16 protein-coding genes and 2 tRNA genes are annotated in these 15,670 nt (G+C 54.2%); 8 read left to right on the top strand and 10 right to left on the bottom strand.

Annotation, left to right across the window (positions count from 1 at the left end; all coding sequences use genetic code 11):
* Positions 1–12: 12 nt before the first annotated feature.
* The 3 genes from glyS to BC440_RS02345 form a co-directional block, all read right to left on the bottom strand.
* Positions 13–2,076 (bottom strand): glycine--tRNA ligase subunit beta, encoded by a 2,064-nt coding sequence (gene glyS, locus BC440_RS02335; RefSeq protein ID WP_063092620.1) that lies wholly within the window; start codon positions 2,074–2,076, stop codon positions 13–15.
* A gap of 3 nt (positions 2,077–2,079) precedes the next feature.
* The gene (locus tag BC440_RS02340; protein WP_007092414.1) at positions 2,080–2,970 is read right to left on the bottom strand and encodes a glycine--tRNA ligase subunit alpha; all 891 of its coding nucleotides are present in this window, start codon (positions 2,968–2,970) and stop codon (positions 2,080–2,082) included.
* A gap of 247 nt (positions 2,971–3,217) precedes the next feature.
* Positions 3,218–3,451, bottom strand: coding sequence for a hypothetical protein (locus BC440_RS02345; protein ID WP_063092619.1), 234 nt, complete (start codon positions 3,449–3,451; stop codon positions 3,218–3,220).
* A gap of 137 nt (positions 3,452–3,588) precedes the next feature.
* On the opposite strand from BC440_RS02345, the gene BC440_RS02350 reads away from it, so the two are divergent.
* A complete protein-coding gene (locus BC440_RS02350) occupies positions 3,589–4,116 on the top strand; it encodes a hypothetical protein (RefSeq protein WP_063092618.1) in 528 nt (175 codons plus the stop codon).
* Positions 4,117–4,119: 3 nt separating this feature from the next.
* On the opposite strand, the gene BC440_RS02355 is transcribed toward BC440_RS02350, so the two are convergent.
* Both BC440_RS02355 and BC440_RS02360 read right to left on the bottom strand, forming a co-directional pair.
* Positions 4,120–4,905: a methyltransferase gene (locus tag BC440_RS02355; RefSeq protein WP_063092617.1), complete on the bottom strand. Its 786-nt coding sequence runs from the start codon at positions 4,903–4,905 to the stop codon at positions 4,120–4,122.
* 43 nt (positions 4,906–4,948) lie between these two features.
* Positions 4,949–5,206 (bottom strand): DUF2007 domain-containing protein, encoded by a 258-nt coding sequence (locus tag BC440_RS02360; protein WP_007092411.1) that lies wholly within the window; start codon positions 5,204–5,206, stop codon positions 4,949–4,951.
* 234 nt (positions 5,207–5,440) lie between these two features.
* On the opposite strand from BC440_RS02360, the gene BC440_RS02365 reads away from it, so the two are divergent.
* The 6 genes from BC440_RS02365 to BC440_RS02390 all read left to right on the top strand — a co-directional run bounded on the left by BC440_RS02365 (position 5,441) and on the right by BC440_RS02390 (position 10,737).
* Positions 5,441–6,451, top strand: a complete 1,011-nt coding sequence (locus BC440_RS02365) for a polyprenyl synthetase family protein (protein WP_063092616.1) — start codon at positions 5,441–5,443, stop codon at positions 6,449–6,451.
* Between the two features lie 87 nt (positions 6,452–6,538).
* A tRNA-Pro gene (locus BC440_RS02370) sits at positions 6,539–6,615 on the top strand.
* A 204-nt stretch (positions 6,616–6,819) separates the two neighbouring features.
* Positions 6,820–6,896: transfer RNA gene (locus BC440_RS02375), tRNA-Pro, on the top strand.
* A 659-nt stretch (positions 6,897–7,555) separates the two neighbouring features.
* On the top strand, positions 7,556–8,617 hold the full coding sequence (locus BC440_RS02380; RefSeq protein ID WP_063092615.1) for a TRAP transporter substrate-binding protein: 1,062 nt from the start codon (positions 7,556–7,558) through the stop codon (positions 8,615–8,617).
* A 114-nt stretch (positions 8,618–8,731) separates the two neighbouring features.
* Positions 8,732–9,322: a TRAP transporter small permease subunit gene (locus BC440_RS02385; protein WP_007089655.1), complete on the top strand. Its 591-nt coding sequence runs from the start codon at positions 8,732–8,734 to the stop codon at positions 9,320–9,322.
* A 23-nt stretch (positions 9,323–9,345) separates the two neighbouring features.
* Positions 9,346–10,737, top strand: a complete 1,392-nt coding sequence (locus tag BC440_RS02390) for a TRAP transporter large permease subunit (protein WP_063092614.1) — start codon at positions 9,346–9,348, stop codon at positions 10,735–10,737.
* A gap of 132 nt (positions 10,738–10,869) precedes the next feature.
* Here BC440_RS02390 and BC440_RS02395 read toward each other — a convergent pair whose 3' ends face one another.
* Entirely contained in the window at positions 10,870–12,006 is a 1,137-nt protein-coding gene (locus BC440_RS02395; protein WP_063092613.1) for a DUF2336 domain-containing protein, read from the bottom strand.
* A 265-nt stretch (positions 12,007–12,271) separates the two neighbouring features.
* Between BC440_RS02395 and BC440_RS02400 the strand changes: the two genes are divergently transcribed.
* Positions 12,272–12,667: a c-type cytochrome gene (locus tag BC440_RS02400; protein ID WP_037992286.1), complete on the top strand. Its 396-nt coding sequence runs from the start codon at positions 12,272–12,274 to the stop codon at positions 12,665–12,667.
* A 76-nt stretch (positions 12,668–12,743) separates the two neighbouring features.
* Here BC440_RS02400 and BC440_RS02405 read toward each other — a convergent pair whose 3' ends face one another.
* The 4 genes from BC440_RS02405 to BC440_RS02420 all read right to left on the bottom strand — a co-directional run bounded on the left by BC440_RS02405 (position 12,744) and on the right by BC440_RS02420 (position 15,666).
* Positions 12,744–13,484 carry a hypothetical protein gene (locus BC440_RS02405; protein ID WP_063092612.1) on the bottom strand — a complete coding sequence of 247 codons (741 nt, stop codon included), beginning with the start codon at positions 13,482–13,484 and terminating at the stop codon, positions 12,744–12,746.
* Positions 13,485–13,623: 139 nt separating this feature from the next.
* Positions 13,624–14,493: an SUMF1/EgtB/PvdO family nonheme iron enzyme gene (locus tag BC440_RS02410; protein ID WP_063092611.1), complete on the bottom strand. Its 870-nt coding sequence runs from the start codon at positions 14,491–14,493 to the stop codon at positions 13,624–13,626.
* A 318-nt stretch (positions 14,494–14,811) separates the two neighbouring features.
* Positions 14,812–15,165 (bottom strand): hypothetical protein, encoded by a 354-nt coding sequence (locus BC440_RS23045; protein ID WP_156487984.1) that lies wholly within the window; start codon positions 15,163–15,165, stop codon positions 14,812–14,814.
* A gap of 72 nt (positions 15,166–15,237) precedes the next feature.
* Positions 15,238–15,666 carry a universal stress protein gene (locus BC440_RS02420; RefSeq protein ID WP_007089662.1) on the bottom strand — a complete coding sequence of 143 codons (429 nt, stop codon included), beginning with the start codon at positions 15,664–15,666 and terminating at the stop codon, positions 15,238–15,240.
* Between the last annotated feature and the right edge of the window lie 4 nt (positions 15,667–15,670).

Here is a 15,670-nt window from a genome sequence, read left to right on the forward strand (position 1 = left end):
CCCCGACCTTATTTATGACTCGATCTTCGAGAAATCGGCAATGTCATGCAAGGCAGTGCGAATTTGCGCCAGCAGCTTAAGCCGGTTGGCACGTTCTTCTGCCTTGTCACTATTTACCGTGACCCCTTCGAAGAATGCATCGACCGGTCCGCGCAGATGTGCGAATTCGGCCATAGCCGCGGCATAATTCTCGGCCCGCAGAAGCGGCAAAGCCTTATGCCGGACATTGATGAGCGCCTCATAGAGCTTGCGTTCCTCGTCCTGCGTCAGAAGATCGGCGGACACATCCGCATCATAGGATTTTTCATCCTTCTTCTCTTCGATACGCAGGATATTGGACGCGCGCTTGTACCCGGCCATAAGGTTAACGCCGCTTTCACCCGATACAAAATCGGCAAGCGCATCAACACGGGCCAGAAGGCGGACAAGATCGTCCTCGCCATCCAGGGCAAACACGGCGGACACCAGATCATGGCGCACGCCCTGTTCACGCAGATGGACTTTCAGGCGGTCGGCAAAGAATGCCAGAAGTTCGTCAACCGCCTCGTCACGACGAATGGAGGCCGGATATTGGGAAACGGCAAAGGCAAATGCACGCCGCAGCGGCACACGCAAACCGTTTTCCAGAACCAGCCGGATGACACCCAATGCCGCACGACGCAGCGCGAACGGGTCTTTTGAACCGGTCGGCTTTTCATCGATGGTAAAGAACCCGGCAAGGGTATCGAGCTTCTCGGCCAAGGCAACAGCCACCGAAACAGGCGCGGTCGGACACATATCCGACGGACCGGCCGGTGCATAATGCTGTGCAATGGCGTTGGCGACTTCGGGGGCTTCGCCGTCATTCTCGGCGTAGTATTTCCCCATCAGTCCCTGAAGTTCGGTAAATTCGAACACCATGTTCGACACCAGATCGGCCTTGGCAATTTCCGCCGCCCGATCAGCAAGTTTGACATCGCAGCCCGGTATATCGGCTGAAAGTTCGCGTGCCAGTCCGCGCAGGCGCAGAACACGCTCCGCCAGCGAGCCAAGCTTGGCATGGAACACGATGTTATCAAGTTTCGGCAGACGCGCTTCCAGCGTCACTTTCCGATCCTGATCCCAGAAGAATTTCGCATCATGCAGGCGCGCACGCAAAACGCGTTCGTTCCCGGCAATGATCTGCGCATTCGCATCCAGCGTCACCATGTTTGAAATGGTGATGAAACGTGCGGCCAGTTTGCCGTTGCTGTCTTCGACAACGAAATATTTCTGATGTTCACGCATCGAGGTTTCCAGAACCTCGCGCGGGATATCCATGAACTGGTCATCGACCTTGCCCATGACGGGTACGGGCCATTCGACCAGACCGCAGACTTCCTCAAGCAGTCCGTTATCTTCCAGAAGCGTAAAGCCTTCTGATGCCGCAAGCTTGCGCGCACCGTCCAGAATGACTTTCTTGCGTTCTTCGCGGTCCAGCATGACCTTGGCAAAGGCAAGCTTCGCCTTGTATTCTGTGGCATTGGCAACGCTAAAGGTGGCCGGTGCCAGGAACCGATGGCCGCTTGTGATATTGCCCGCCGTTACCGGGCCAAAGGATGCCGGGATCACCTTGCCGTCAAACAGGCACAGGATACGGTCAAGCTGACGGACCCAGCGGACCTTCTGATCGGCCCAGCGCATCGATTTCGGCCAGGGCAGTTTTGCCATGGCGTCTTCGATGATGTCCTTGATGACATCCGCGCTATCGCGGCCCTTCTGTTCGACAATCGCGAACAGGAAAACACCCTTGGGCGTTTCGCGCTTTTCACATTGTTCCAGCGTCACACCATTGCCGGCAAGGAACCCGGCAATCGCCTTTTCCGGGGCATCGGCACGCGGGCCACGGCGTTCTTCGCGAAGGTCCGGCTGTTTGTCCGGCAAACCGTCAATGATCAGGGTCAGACGGCGCGGTGTTACCAGTGCCTCGACATTATCAAACGCAAGGTCGGCGGCCTTCAGGCCATCGGTAACCAGTTTGGTCAGATCCTCGGAAGCACGCGCCTGCATGCGGGCCGGAATTTCTTCCGAAAACAGTTCAAGCAGCAATTCGGCCATGACTTATGCCTCCTCTTTCAAATGCCCGCGCGAACGAAGCCACGCCTCGCAGCAGGATTTCGACATGTCGCGGACACGGCCGATATAGGCCGCACGTTCGGTGACGGAAATCACGCCGCGCGCATCGAGGAGGTTAAAGATATGGCTGGCTTTCATTGCCTGCTCGTAGGCAGGCAGGGCAAGGCCGCGTTCGATATTGACCGCACATTCGGCCTGCGCGTCCTTGAAATGCTGGAACAGCATGTCGGTATTGGCGACTTCGAAGTTATAGGTCGACTGTTCCTTTTCATTCTGAAGGAACACATCGCCATAGCTGACGCCATTGCCGTTATAATCAAGGTCATAGACGTTTTCGACGCCCTGGATATACATCGCCAGACGTTCCAGACCATAGGTCAGCTCGACCGGGACCGGATCGCATTCAAAACCGCCGACCTGCTGGAAATAGGTGAACTGGGTGACTTCCATCCCGTCCAGCCACACTTCCCAGCCAAGGCCCCACGCGCCCAAAGTCGGGCTTTCCCAGTCGTCTTCGACGAAACGGATATCATGCGCCATCGGGTCAATGCCCAGATGGGCCAGCGAGCCAAGATAAAGTTCCTGCGAATTGGCCGGTGACGGCTTCATCAGGACCTGGAACTGGTAATAGTGCTGCAAACGGTTCGGGTTTTCGCCATAACGACCATCGGTCGGGCGGCGCGACGGCTGCACATAGGCCGCATTCCAGCTTTCCGGGCCCAGCGCGCGCAACGTGGTTGCGGTGTGGAAGGTGCCGGCACCGACTTCAAGGTCATAGGGCTGCAGGATGACACAACCCTGATCGGCCCAATAGCTTTGCAGGCGGAGAATGATTTCCTGGAATGAAGGGGGACGTTGCGACCCGTCGAGCGCCATTGCGCGAACTCACTTTGATGTTGTCGGTAAATTTAGAGCGGCAAGCTACCGCCCCACCCCGTCGGGGTCAAGAACGCAAAAGCCCTGAGTGGGCCTGAATTTAGCGCTTTTTATGACGTCCCGCCGAATCTCATACCGCATTGCAGCATACAACATCCGTGCAACAACCGGTTTTTCAAAGCGAAATCACGGCCTGTTGGGCGAAAGTCGAAGAAATCAGCAAAGGAAAATATGCCGTCCGCGCAACTCAGCTTTCGCAAACATGCGCGCTGCCTTCGGCGTGATACACACCGCATTTCGGGCATTTTTCAAGATCGTGCGCCACAGCTTCCTGTTTCTGCTGTTTGGCTTTCTTGTCATGCGCGGTCTGTTTTGGCTGCTCCTGCCCGGAAACCTGATTCTTGCGGGTAAACAGCTTGAAGCCCTGCCATACCACCACAACGATCAGTGCGGTAAAAAGGATTTTCGACAAACTCAGCATGGCATTTCCATAAACTTAAAATCAGAACTATTTGGCAAAGTCAAACTTGCATCAAAATCAGTCAATGACTTACTTCCACCACTAATGTACATTCAATAAAATTAATACGCATAAAAGTTTCTTCTCTGGATTATGCTGTGAAAAAATTCACTATTTGCGCACTAAGCTTGACGCTACTTTCCAGTTGCCTTCCTCTAGAGAAGGACTTGGAAGCTGCCTACCCTAACACACAAATTGCCGTAGAAAGCTGCGTAACCAAAAATGCATCTGAAATCGTCGAGCAACCTCAAATTCGAGATGCTTGCGCAAGCAAGCATAAGATTGAATTCAAAGTTTGGGAAAGATATTTTCTAAACGGCAAAGCCGGTTATTCTTCTAGTTCATTTTATACGACTGACACATCAGTATTTGAAGGCGACCTGACGAATGAATCGGTCAATTTGATCTTCACAAATGCTACTATTGAGATTCAGCACACAGAAAATCCAGACAAAACAGAAACGTTATATCTGACAGGGCTCTGGATTCCTCCGTCCGGCAAATATAATTTCAGCGAAAATGTTTTGTTCAAACCTAAATCGGTAGCGAATAAAGATGCAGAAGGGAACTCCCTTTATACATGGAATATATCATCAGCTAGCGGCGTAAGAATTGAACTCAGATAAAATTTAGAAGCCCGGCAGGCATGATATATCTCTTAGAATGTCGTCGGCTTCACGCATCCAATTCCCGGCTTCATCATGCAAAACAATTCCGCGTCGCAGGGTAACCGGCGATGAAACGCCCTTGCGCGCCGAAACAATCACGCGAAGCGGTGCATCGGCACTGGCCTTGCTCCAGACCGGATAGATGGTCATGTCGCCTGCGCGACCATGCAAAAGCCCGATGATCCGGTCCAAATGATCCGCCCGGTGTACGATGGTGATCCGGCCCTTCTGGCGGACCATCTTAAGGCAGAAATGGATCCAGTCCTTGAGATCAGCCGTGCCTTCCTGATGCGCCTTGGCCCGGCTTTCATTGGCCGGGCGCGTTCCCCCGGCATAGAAGGGCGGGTTTGAAATCACCTGATCAAAACTTTCGGCCACCAGCGGCAAGGACCGGTCATTGATATCGCCATGAACCGGCGTTACCCGACCCACCAGATCATTTTCGACAATGTTGCGACAAAACAGCGCATAGAGATCGTCCTGCAACTCGACCCCGGTCACTTCTGCATCGGGCAGACGGCGCGCAACGCAAAGCCCGGCCGATCCGACAGCCGCCCCGACATCGAGTATTTTCTGATCGCGTCTGGAATTGATCGAGACGGACGCCGCCAGCAAAACCGCATCGACCGCCGCGCGATACCCATCGACCGGCTGTTTTAACGTCACCGAACCGCCCAGCAGAAAATCGTGGCTGATGCGTTCTTCCGCAAAATCGGGAACATGAAATGCGCTATCGGTTCGGGTCATAAATGCCTTAATTCCTGCAACCTTGCCGATGTCGGACTGATTTTCAGTCCTGAACTTCCTCGGTATCGGGATCATGCTGTGCGTTATGCGCATCAAGTTCGCGCCTGGCAATATCAAGGATGTATTTGGCCCGGCTTTCTTCCTCGGGGGCCACCATCAAACGCCTTGGCAATGCGCCGATGGATCCTTCGAGAATGCTGGCGTGGTAATCAAAAATATGGCTGGCGATGTCTTCGTCGGCGAGAACCGATTGCGCCCAGCTGAGCTCGATCGGGTCGTTGCTGCGAAATAGCTCGATCATGCGATTTATGCGCCCCGGTTGTTATTGTATGTTTATGTTATCCATATATATGTGTGTAGCAGAACATATTCGGGTAAAAATGACGGCAAAGCGGTTATTGTTGCCTGCCTGGCAACCATTTGTCCACTTGACCGTCACCACCCGGCATCTCTATGTTGAGGCCGCCCACTGAAATCAGCGTTACCCGTCCCGGTGGGCGGGGTCAATACGCGAGAAATTGTTTCGGATTACAGCGTGACCAATATCGCAACGCAGCAGACGACCGAACCCAGCCTGGACTCCCTGATCCGCCTTGTCGATGCCGACATGAAGCGCGTCAATCAGGTCATCATTGACAACATGCACAGCGAAGTCGCGCTGATCCCGCAACTGGCAAGCCATCTTGTCGCTGCTGGTGGCAAGCGCATGCGCCCGATGCTGACACTGGCATCCGCCCAGCTTTGCGGCTATCAGGGCGGCACATCGGCGGTTGATCTTGCGGCCTGTGTCGAGTTTATCCACACCGCAACGCTTCTGCATGACGATGTCGTTGATGAAAGCCTGCTGCGCCGTGGCCAGGCATCGGCCAATGCCCTGTTTGGCAACGAAGCCAGCGTTCTGGTCGGGGACTTCCTGTTTGCGCGCGCCTTTGTCGTGATGGTCAGAAACGGCTCGCTCAAGGTTCTTGATATCCTTGCCAAGGCGTCCGCCGTCATTGCCGAAGGCGAAGTTTTGCAACTTTCGACCGCCAATGACATGGCGACCACCGAAGAAGCCTATCTTGAAGTCATCACCGCCAAAACCGCCGCCCTGTTTGGTGCGGCGTCGCAGATCGGTGCAGTGATTGCCAATCGTTCGGCGGAGGACGAAGAAGCCCTTCGCCTTTATGGCATCTATCTTGGCACCGCCTTCCAGCTGATCGACGATGTTCTGGATTATTCCGCCCATCAGGCGACGCTGGGTAAAACCGTTGGCGATGATTTCCGTGACGGCAAGGTGACCCTGCCGGTGATCATTTCCTATGCCAAGGGTGACGACGCGGAAAAGGCCTTCTGGCGCCGTTGCATGGAAGATCAGGATTTCCAGGATGGCGATCTTGATCGCGCGCAGGAACTGATTCGCAAATATGACGCGCTTAGCGCATCGATGGATCGTGCGCGCGAATTTGGCCAGCTTGCCATTGATACCCTGACGCGCTTTGACGATGGCCCGATCAAGGATGCGATGATCGAAGCGGTCGAGTTCTGCATTTCGCGCCCATACTGATATCGCATGCCGGGGTCCCGGCGGATTGGCGCAAAAAATCCTTGCGTCGGTCGGTATTTGGGATTATCACCCGGCTTCGCAGAATGACGGAGCGTAGCTCAGCCTGGTAGAGCACTGTCTTCGGGAGGCAGGGGTCGGAGGTTCGAATCCTCTCGCTCCGACCATCATTCAAAGGCCCTGAAACGGTTTTACGTTTCGGGGCCTTTTGCGTTTTGGCACAAACCCCGCCGAATTCACCCGCAAAGCGATTGATGCCCACACCGCGCAACCGTGAAATCATCTGTCGTAAAACGGCAAAGTTTTTCAGGCTCACCGACCGGTTTATGCTTGATCCAGCCCTGAAGACGGGCTAAACAACCGCCCACTGACGGAGCGTAGCTCAGCCTGGTAGAGCACTGTCTTCGGGAGGCAGGGGTCGGAGGTTCGAATCCTCTCGCTCCGACCATCAGTCGGGAAGCCTTTTTCAAAGGCTTCCCGTTTTCATTTCCGGATACTTTCCCGCCTGACATGCCCCGCCTTAACCATGCGTTATATCGGGTGCCGGCATCACAAGGTCCTCTTTCCGCACGGCTGACCAGAAAGCCCTTCGCAAACCGGTTCTTCATCAAATCAAACCAGTTCGGCCGCACTGCGCCGCGCCGCAACAAATCCGCATTACCGTTCGCAAGTGCAAACTTTCTCATCATGCTTTGGCATCGATTCCACTCACCTTGCCAGTCTTGCGCATGACGGCACCACAGCCCGTCAACAATCCGAAAGCAGTTGTTCTGCCAATCGATTCGCAACCATAGCGCGGGTTACCGGGCCTTTCTGCCATAACAACTTTAAATGAGAGCTATGCAATATGCTGAACCCCGTATAAATACGCATTTCCATGCGTAAATCCCGGTTTTTTGAGCGAAATCAAGTCATTTTTGTGCGTTCGCGAAGATATTTTCTTGCGTAGCGGGCGAAACAAACTTGCTCATACTTGCGAAATACGCTTAAGCTTCGCCCTGCAACAAGAGGCACGGGACGTTTTCGCCAGCAATAATAAAAGCAAAAGGCGGTTATCGCCCCGACGTGGTAATACCAATTTCGGACTTCTTAGGGAGGAAGCTACGAATGAAATTTTCTAATTTTTTGAAATCTGCAACCTGTGTGGCCGTACTTGCAGCGGCTACTTTGACGACGGTTGCGCCTGATGCGGATGCTGCTGATCGTGTTCGCTGGAAAATGGGCTCGACCTATCCGGGCAGCCTGACCCAGCTTGGTACGCTTGGCAAACGCGTTGACGAAAAGATCGACGAAGTTTCCGGCGGCAACATTCAGATTAAATTCTATGAGCCGGGCGCACTTGTTCCGGCACTTGAAGTGTTTGATGCGGTTTCAACCGGTTCCATCGATGCCGCCTTCTCCACCCCGGGTTACTGGGCGGGCAAGGTTCCGGCACTTCAGCTTTTCGGTGCCGTTCCGTTTGGTCCGCAGGCTGGTGAATATCTGGCATGGGTCAAATTTGGCGGCGGTCAGGAAATCTTTGACCGGCTTTACGCCGAACATGGCATCAAGTCGCTGTTCTGCGGCCTGATCGCACCGGAAGCATCGGGCTGGTTCTCCAAGGAAATCAACACGGTTGAAGACCTTAAAGGCCTGAAAATGCGCTTCTTTGGTCTTGGCGCAAAAGTGATGGAAAAGCTTGGTGTCTCGACCCAGCTTCTGTCGGCTGGCGACATCTATCCGGCACTTGAACTCGGCACGATTGACGCGACCGAATTCTCCATGCCGGCAATCGACCTTAAACTGGGCTTCCATCAGGTCGCCAAATACTACTATTTCCCGGGCTGGCATCAGCAATCCACCTTCTTCGATCTCATGATCAACAAGGAGAAGTGGGAAGGTCTTGATAAGACCCAGCAGGCACAGATCGAAGCCGTCTGTAACGACAACCTGGCTTATGGTTTCGCCGAAGGTGAAGCGATCCAGTTCGCAGCCCTGAAAGAACTTCAGGAAAAAGGCGTGAACATCAAGAAATGGTCGCCTGAAATGCTTGATGCCATGCGCGGTGCATGGGAAGAAGTCGCAGGCGAACTTGCTGCACAGGATGCGGACTTCAAAGAAGCCTATGACAGCCTGCAGGGCTTCCGTGCCAACTACAAAATCTGGAAAGACATCGGATATCTTGATTAATCTTTCCCGGTCCTGATGCGACCTTGTGTCGGACCACAAAAAAGTCTCGGCAAGGCCGGGCGCCAATGGCCCCGGCCTTGACCGCGATTAAGAAAAGACCCGGGAGGCTTTTTAATGGAAGCGCTACTAAAACTGAGTGACGGCATTGATGCCATCGTTTCCCGCATCGGGAAATGGGCCGCCCTGCTTGCCATTCCGCTGATGCTGACGATCATGTTTGACGTGATCCAGCGTAAATTCGGCGGCCAGGGTTCCATCAAGCTGCAGGAACTGGAATGGCATCTCCATACCGGCCTGTTCATGCTGTGTTTCGGTTTTGGCTATATTCGTGACTCTCATGTCCGCATCGAACTGATCCGTGACAATTTACGCCCGCGCACACGCGCCATCGTCGAGATGATCGGCGCGATTATCTGCATTCTGCCGTTCTGCGCACTGGTGATTTATTTTGGTTATGATTTTGTCCTTCGATCCTTCGAAAACCACGAAGTCTCTGCCTCGACCACGGGGCTGACCCATCGCTGGCTCATCAAATCAACCATCCCCATCGGCTTCGGCCTTCTCGCCATGGCCGGTTTTTCGGTCTTCCTGAAATGCTATGTCTTTGTGTTCGGCCCCAGCAACCTGCGCAGCCGTGCGGGTCACTATGTCGGCGCAACACATCACGCAGACCTTGGCAACGAAGCCGCCAGGCTCAAAGACTGATTGCGGAACGGGGATAATTCCAAATGGAAAACTTCTATATCGAAGACTGGTTTCCGCTGATCATGTTTGCCTCGCTGGGCATTCTGGTCTTCTCGGGGCTGCCGGTCGCATTCGTCATTTCGGGCATCGGGATCGCCTTTGGCTTCCTTGGCATGGCCTATGACGTCTTCTCATTCATTGAATTCTTCAACATCGTATCGCGCATCTGGGGTGGCATCGCCGAAAACATGGTGATGGTTGCCGTTCCGATGTTCATCTATATGGGCACGATGCTGGAAAAAAGCGGCGTTGCCGAAGACCTGCTTGAATGCCTGAACGTTCTGATGCGCAAGGTTCCCGGGGGTCTGGCACTTTCGGTTACCCTGATGGGTACGATCATGGCCGCCACCACCGGCATCATCGGTGCATCGGTTGTGATGATGACCCTGCTTGCCCTGCCGGTCATGCTGCGCCGCAATTATGATCCGTCGCTTGCGACCGGGACGATTGCCGCATCGGGAACGCTCGGCATTCTGATCCCGCCAAGCATCATGCTGGTCCTGATGTCCGACCTTCTGTCGGTTTCGGTCGGGAACCTGTTCCTGGCGGCGATCATTCCGGGTCTGTTGCTGGCATCGCTTTATACCATCTATATCTTTGTGCGGTGCCAGATGCAGCCCCATCTTGCCCCGCCCCTGCCCGATGCCGAAGCGGTCCATGGCACGGAGATGGTGCGCATGATGGTGCGAAGCTTCATCCCGCCGGTCTTCCTGATTGTGCTGGTGCTGGGATCGATCTTTGCCGGTTTTGCCACCCCGACCGAGGCCGCAGGCGTTGGTGCGGTAGGCGCGACCTTCCTGGCACTGGTCAAGGGTCGCCTGAAATGGGATGTGCTTAAGGACGTCTGCGAACGGTCGGCTTTGACCGGGGCGATGCTGTTCTTCCTGTTTGCCGGTGCAACCGTCTTTTCCTATGTGTTCCGTTCACTGGGCGGGGATGACCTGGTTATCGATCTGGTCGATAGCGCCGGCCTTGGGGCGTGGGGCGTTCTGTTCCTGCTGATGCTGATCGTGTTCATACTTGGCTTCTTCTTCGACTGGGTCGAAATCACCCTGATCGTGCTGCCGATCTTTGCACCCGTCATTGCACAGCTTGATTTCGGCGATCACCTTGCCGTTGCCGGGATTGGCCCGACCGAGACACAGGTACTGACCTGGTTTGCCGTCATGGTTGCGGTCAATTTGCAAACCAGCTTCCTGACACCGCCCTTCGGGTTTGCCCTGTTCTATCTTAAGGGCGTCGCACCGAAATCGATCACCATCCAGCAGATTTACAAAGGCATCATTCCCTTTGTCATCCTGCAGGTGATCGGGCTGTTGCTGGTGATGTATTTCCCGGAACTGGCGCTGTGGATGCCAAATACCATTCTTGAATAGGCTTATGCCTGTCACATCAAAGGCACCGTGCAAACGGTGCCTTTTTTGTTGCCCGCAATCAGGCACACCAGACAAAGCAAAACCGCCCGAAACGGGCGGCTGCAAGATCACGAAGCTGCTTGCTGGTTAGGGTTACGGCTGAAGGTTCCGCTCGCTTGGCAATTGCAGCATACGGCCCATCAGGTAATCGACATCGTCTGAGTCAAACTCGACACCAAGATCACCATACTGGGTCAGAACCCGTTCGATCATCCGGCGCGAATAGCGTTCCCGATCACGTTCCCCGCCATCAAGGTCGGTTTCGCGCGCGACTTCAACCGCGGCACGAACCCCCGGGAAGAAATGAGCCGGCATGTCGGCCTTGTTATAAATCGCTTCAAGCCCGAACGGGCCGCTATCATGGATCAGAATGCGGGTATTGATCAGCGATACCCCGGCACGGCGCGCAAGGGCAGCTTCGAAAAAGGCAACATCGCCCATGCAAAGCGCACGCAGGATCAGACCGCTGGTCAGACGGTTGTTGGTGTGAAGATGTTCGACCAGAAGCTCGACATCGCGTTCTTCCGCGCCATCCCCCAGAAGGCCGATGGTCGCACTTTCCTGCGACTGGGTCATGACCGCATTCACGATCCCCTCGGGGATGTGGCCGCGCGCAATCAGTTCGGATCGCATCCGGTCAGACACCAGCGTCACAAGCCGTTCGGCAATCGTGATCGGCAGATGATTGCGTTCGATCATCGGCTTCTGGATGCGCTCGTTCTCGCCGAATTCATCCACAACCTTTTGCAGGGAATGTTCACTGATCTGTGCGCCGTCATTCGAAATCAGATCGACCATCACGTCTTCATGGCCGATATCGACCAGGGTTGCCGAAACGATTTCCGACACATGCGGACGCGATGCGATGGCACGCTGTTTTTCAACACTGTCGGCATTGTCACCGATAATGTCGACCAGATCCTCGTCATTGAGAACTTCGGAAAATTTCAGGATCGGCAGGGCCACATCATCAACGTCGCGTGCAAGGGTCGCTGCAACATCGTGGGGCACAAGCGGGGTCTGCTTAAGGTTCTTGGCCAGCGCCTTGCGCACACGCACTTCCGCGTCACGCACCATCAGCCGGAAAATATCCTCGGCAAGCAGACGTTCGCTGTCACTCAGGCTTTCAGCAGAAAATTCACGGCTGATTTTCTCGGCCGTTTCCGCACGATTCTTCCCGGAAGGATCCTGGATCAGATTGTTAAGATCTTCTTTGGTTATACGCGGCAATGGAGTTCTCCCGGCACGCTAAGCAATCGGCTGCCAACCATTTGTAATTCTTTATACACCGTAGGGCCGATTGACTAAACGCAAATTATTCAGTTCCTGCTTGTGCTAAATGTCGTGTCGAATTCGGGAAACTCAACAGTAAGCCGATCTTTTTTAACGAAAAGCGAATTTTTGCTTCCGTTGATGTTTTTCGGTTCACTTGTGAAGCAACCAACGACACAATGTAGTGGGGACCCTACCACCGCAGACCATGAGAGGCCGCAATATGAATTTGACCAAAACACTTACCATCGCCGCCACCCTGGCCGTACTCGGCATGGCACCGGCAATGGCTGGTGATGCCGAAAAAGGCGAAAAAGTTTTCAAGAAATGCGCTGCCTGCCACAGTGTGGAACCTGGCCAGAACAAGGTCGGACCATCGCTGGCAGGGGCCTTTGGTGCGCAATGTGGCCATGTCGCCGACTTTAAATACGGCAAAGGCTATCAGGCTGCTTGTGAAAAAGGTTTCACCATCGATGAAGCCTTCCTGGTTGACTATCTTAAGGATCCGTCAGCCAAGCTTAGCGAAATCTCGGGTTCGAAAGAACGCTCGAAGATGACCTTCAAGCTGAAAAAAGAAGACGAAATTGCCGATGTCATCGAATATCTGAAAGCGCACTAAGCCTTTCGATATCCGGTACCGGAATTAAAAAACGGCCAGTGCTTCTGCATTGGCCGTTTTCATGCGTGCAAAGATATCACGCTGCGGCGCGTCGCCGACCAAGTTCCTCGGTGATCGCGCGGATTTGCTCCTCGACCCGGATGTCGATGGTCGATGTAACTTCCAGTTCGCGATCTTCGTAAACATCGCGATCAGGATGCTTTTCACGCCATTCGTTGATTGTCATATCACGCAGGCGGATCAGCTGTTCGATTTGCGGCCGATACAAAAAGATCATCCCCGATATCCAGCGATTTACCGGCCAGGATGGTTGCGCATGATCAATGATGAAGTTTTCGAGCATATTGATCACGGTTTCGCCGTCATACCAGACTTCGCCGGTCACCCACCGGTTGGTGGTGAACAGACGCTGGGCAAAACCGTATTCATCCATCGATACCGCAATCAGGTGCGACAGCGCGTCATTTGGCCCTTCGGGATAGTCAAATCCCTCAATCGGTACCGGCTTTGACCCGGCCGGCATACCGCGCGGCCGCAGGAAGGTATGGAAATGTCCATGCTCGTTCCAACTGCGCTGTTCGTCTTTGGGATGGGCATGATAATAAAACTGGGCGTGCGAATTGCGGTCATACACATCCCCTTCGGGATAGTGCGTCCATTCATAAAAAGGCCCCGCCGTCTTGATCAGTTCACCGACAATATTATCGCCGGTCACCGTCAAGACCCGGTGGCATTCCATAACATCGCGTCCCGCAGTCAGCATCCGTTCAAGCCGTCCGGTCGGAAGCGATGTCCAGTCAATTGCAATTTCGGTCATTCCAACACCAGTAACCTTGCGATGAGAATCCTATCCGCAGCGGCAGAAATAACCCGTCCATGACCATGACGGCCAATTAATCCCGTTCAAGAATTAGTGATTCTGTCACAATGTGCAAGCCTGCTTCGAAAACAGGCCGCTATTCATGCATCAACCGAAATCCGATAAGGATATGCTGCATATGTTCCGGCCTGCCATGGCGGGCGGCGGGGCGGCAAACACCGCATCCCCGATCATCCCAAGATCCGCCCTTAACAATACGGTATCCGGCTTGCAAACTGGTGGCCGTCCATTCAAACACCTGCCCCGCCCCGTCATACAGCCCATAAGGTCCGGGTTCGAACTGTCCCACCGGGACTGTATCAAACGGGCCGCGATCGGCACTGTTCAATTGCAGCGGGTCATAAATATTGCCCCAGGGATAGAAAATGCCGTCCGCACCGCGAACCGCCTTCTCCCAATAGATTTCTTCGGGGATGCGCCACTTGATGCCGGTTTTCGAACTTAGCCAGGCGGCATAATCCTGGGCATCACGCCACGACACCAGAACAACCGGATGATTGCCCTTGCCACGCGGCGGTTCGCCATTCTGCCACGCAAAGGGACGGGTCGCGTCATATCCGTAAATCAGACCAAGACTTTCCCAGTCTTCCTCGCTGATATCGGGCGCTTCACGACCGGTATCCCGGACAAAGGCGGCATACTGATCATTGGTGACCGGCGTTTTCATGATGAAATAGTCGGGCAGATAAATGTGCCATTTATCGACTTCAACATCGTACCAGCGATTCCGGCGGCTGATGTCATGGCCATAGACCTGCTCATCAATCTGATAGGCATATTGCCGTTCAACCGCATCCGACCCCTGAAAGAACCAACCGGCCGGAATTTCCGCCACATCGGCATATGGTACATCCGCGGACTGCGCCCGCACAGAACCGGGCAACGACATCGTGGCCAAAACGGCCGCAAAAAGCCCGCCGATCATGTGACTCTGCTGTTTTTTCATTGTCTGTTCCGGTCTCCGTGATGGCTGTTCTCACGGTTTATTCAACCGTACGCCATGCTCCGCTCCCCGTATCCCCGATTTCTTAAATGCGTAAAATCTATCGGTTTTTCAATCGTTTTGATACCAAAGCATAAAAAATCAAACATGAATTGTTCGCGACTCATTCAACCGTGGGCATATTTTGACCGCTTCTCTCACACGGCTCTCTCACACAACAGTGAAACCATGTGACGTTCCGGGCGACCTGATTTGGCGCATATTGGCTTGCATCGGACGAAAAACATTCAAACGTCCCTACCGTCAGATCGAAATGAACGCTTAATCAGTGAGGCAATCAATGTCCAAAAAATCCAGCTTCTTCTCCCAGTCGGCCCTGATGCCCGCGATTGCCGTTGGTGCCGGCCTTGTCATGGCAGCCCCGATGGCAATGGCGGCCCCGCTTCCGACACCGACCGCCGAAGTCGCGACGTGCACAGCCAATCCTTGCGCGGCCAACCCCTGTGCCGCAAACCCCTGTGCCGCAAACCCGTGCGCGGCCAAAAAGGTCGTCAATCCCTGCAGCCCGTGCGCGGCCAACCCTTGTGCTGCAAATCCTTGCGCGGCGGCTAACCCCTGCGCTGCCAATCCGTGTGCGGCAAATCCCTGTGCTGCCAAATAACCGGGCCGATCCATCGCCCTGACCATGCAAAAGGGGCAGTGCTTTTGGCGCTGCCCCTTTTTCGTGTCTGTCCGGAACGATAGCAATCAGTCGCGAACCACCATCACCGAACAATCGGCATGGCGAACAACCCGCGCGGCATTCGGCCCCAGAAGGTAATCCTTCAATTCGGGGCGGTGTGCCCCGATGACGATCAGATCGCAATTGGTCTTTTTCGCCATTTTCAGGATCACTTCATAAACCGTCCCCTGGCCCACGATATGCTGAACCTTAAGGTCGGACGGAATATGTTCGGAAACGAACTGGTGCAGTCTTTCGTTATAGGCATCAAGAACCTTTTTCTCGTAACCCTTCGGAAAGAACTGCCCGACCATCGACATCCCGACCGTGGGAACCACGGTCAGGACATGAAGGCGCGCATTGAATGCCTGGGCTTGCTTGATTGCGACCGGAATGGCTTTTTTCCAGGACAGATCGTGATCAAGATCCACTGTAACCAGAATATCCTTATACATGGAC

The organism is Thalassospira sp. MIT1004 (assembly GCF_001858545.1).
GTDB classification, from domain to species: Bacteria; Pseudomonadota; Alphaproteobacteria; order Rhodospirillales; family Thalassospiraceae; genus Thalassospira; species Thalassospira xiamenensis.

Coding starts and splice junctions, on each gene's coding strand:
- glyS (WP_063092620.1), bottom strand. CDS start 2,076: ATGGCCGAATTGCTGCTTGAACTGTTTTCGGAAGAAATTCCGGCCCGC.
- BC440_RS02340 (WP_007092414.1), bottom strand. CDS start 2,970: ATGGCGCTCGACGGGTCGCAACGTCCCCCTTCATTCCAGGAAATCATT.
- BC440_RS02345 (WP_063092619.1), bottom strand. CDS start 3,451: ATGCTGAGTTTGTCGAAAATCCTTTTTACCGCACTGATCGTTGTGGTG.
- BC440_RS02355 (WP_063092617.1), bottom strand. CDS start 4,905: ATGACCCGAACCGATAGCGCATTTCATGTTCCCGATTTTGCGGAAGAA.
- BC440_RS02360 (WP_007092411.1), bottom strand. CDS start 5,206: ATGATCGAGCTATTTCGCAGCAACGACCCGATCGAGCTCAGCTGGGCG.
- BC440_RS02380 (WP_063092615.1), top strand. CDS start 7,556: ATGAAATTTTCTAATTTTTTGAAATCTGCAACCTGTGTGGCCGTACTT.
- BC440_RS02385 (WP_007089655.1), top strand. CDS start 8,732: ATGGAAGCGCTACTAAAACTGAGTGACGGCATTGATGCCATCGTTTCC.
- BC440_RS02390 (WP_063092614.1), top strand. CDS start 9,346: ATGGAAAACTTCTATATCGAAGACTGGTTTCCGCTGATCATGTTTGCC.
- BC440_RS02400 (WP_037992286.1), top strand. CDS start 12,272: ATGAATTTGACCAAAACACTTACCATCGCCGCCACCCTGGCCGTACTC.
- BC440_RS02405 (WP_063092612.1), bottom strand. CDS start 13,484: ATGACCGAAATTGCAATTGACTGGACATCGCTTCCGACCGGACGGCTT.
- BC440_RS02410 (WP_063092611.1), bottom strand. CDS start 14,493: ATGAAAAAACAGCAGAGTCACATGATCGGCGGGCTTTTTGCGGCCGTT.
- BC440_RS23045 (WP_156487984.1), bottom strand. CDS start 15,165: ATGGATCGGCCCGGTTATTTGGCAGCACAGGGATTTGCCGCACACGGA.
- BC440_RS02420 (WP_007089662.1), bottom strand. CDS start 15,666: ATGTATAAGGATATTCTGGTTACAGTGGATCTTGATCACGATCTGTCC.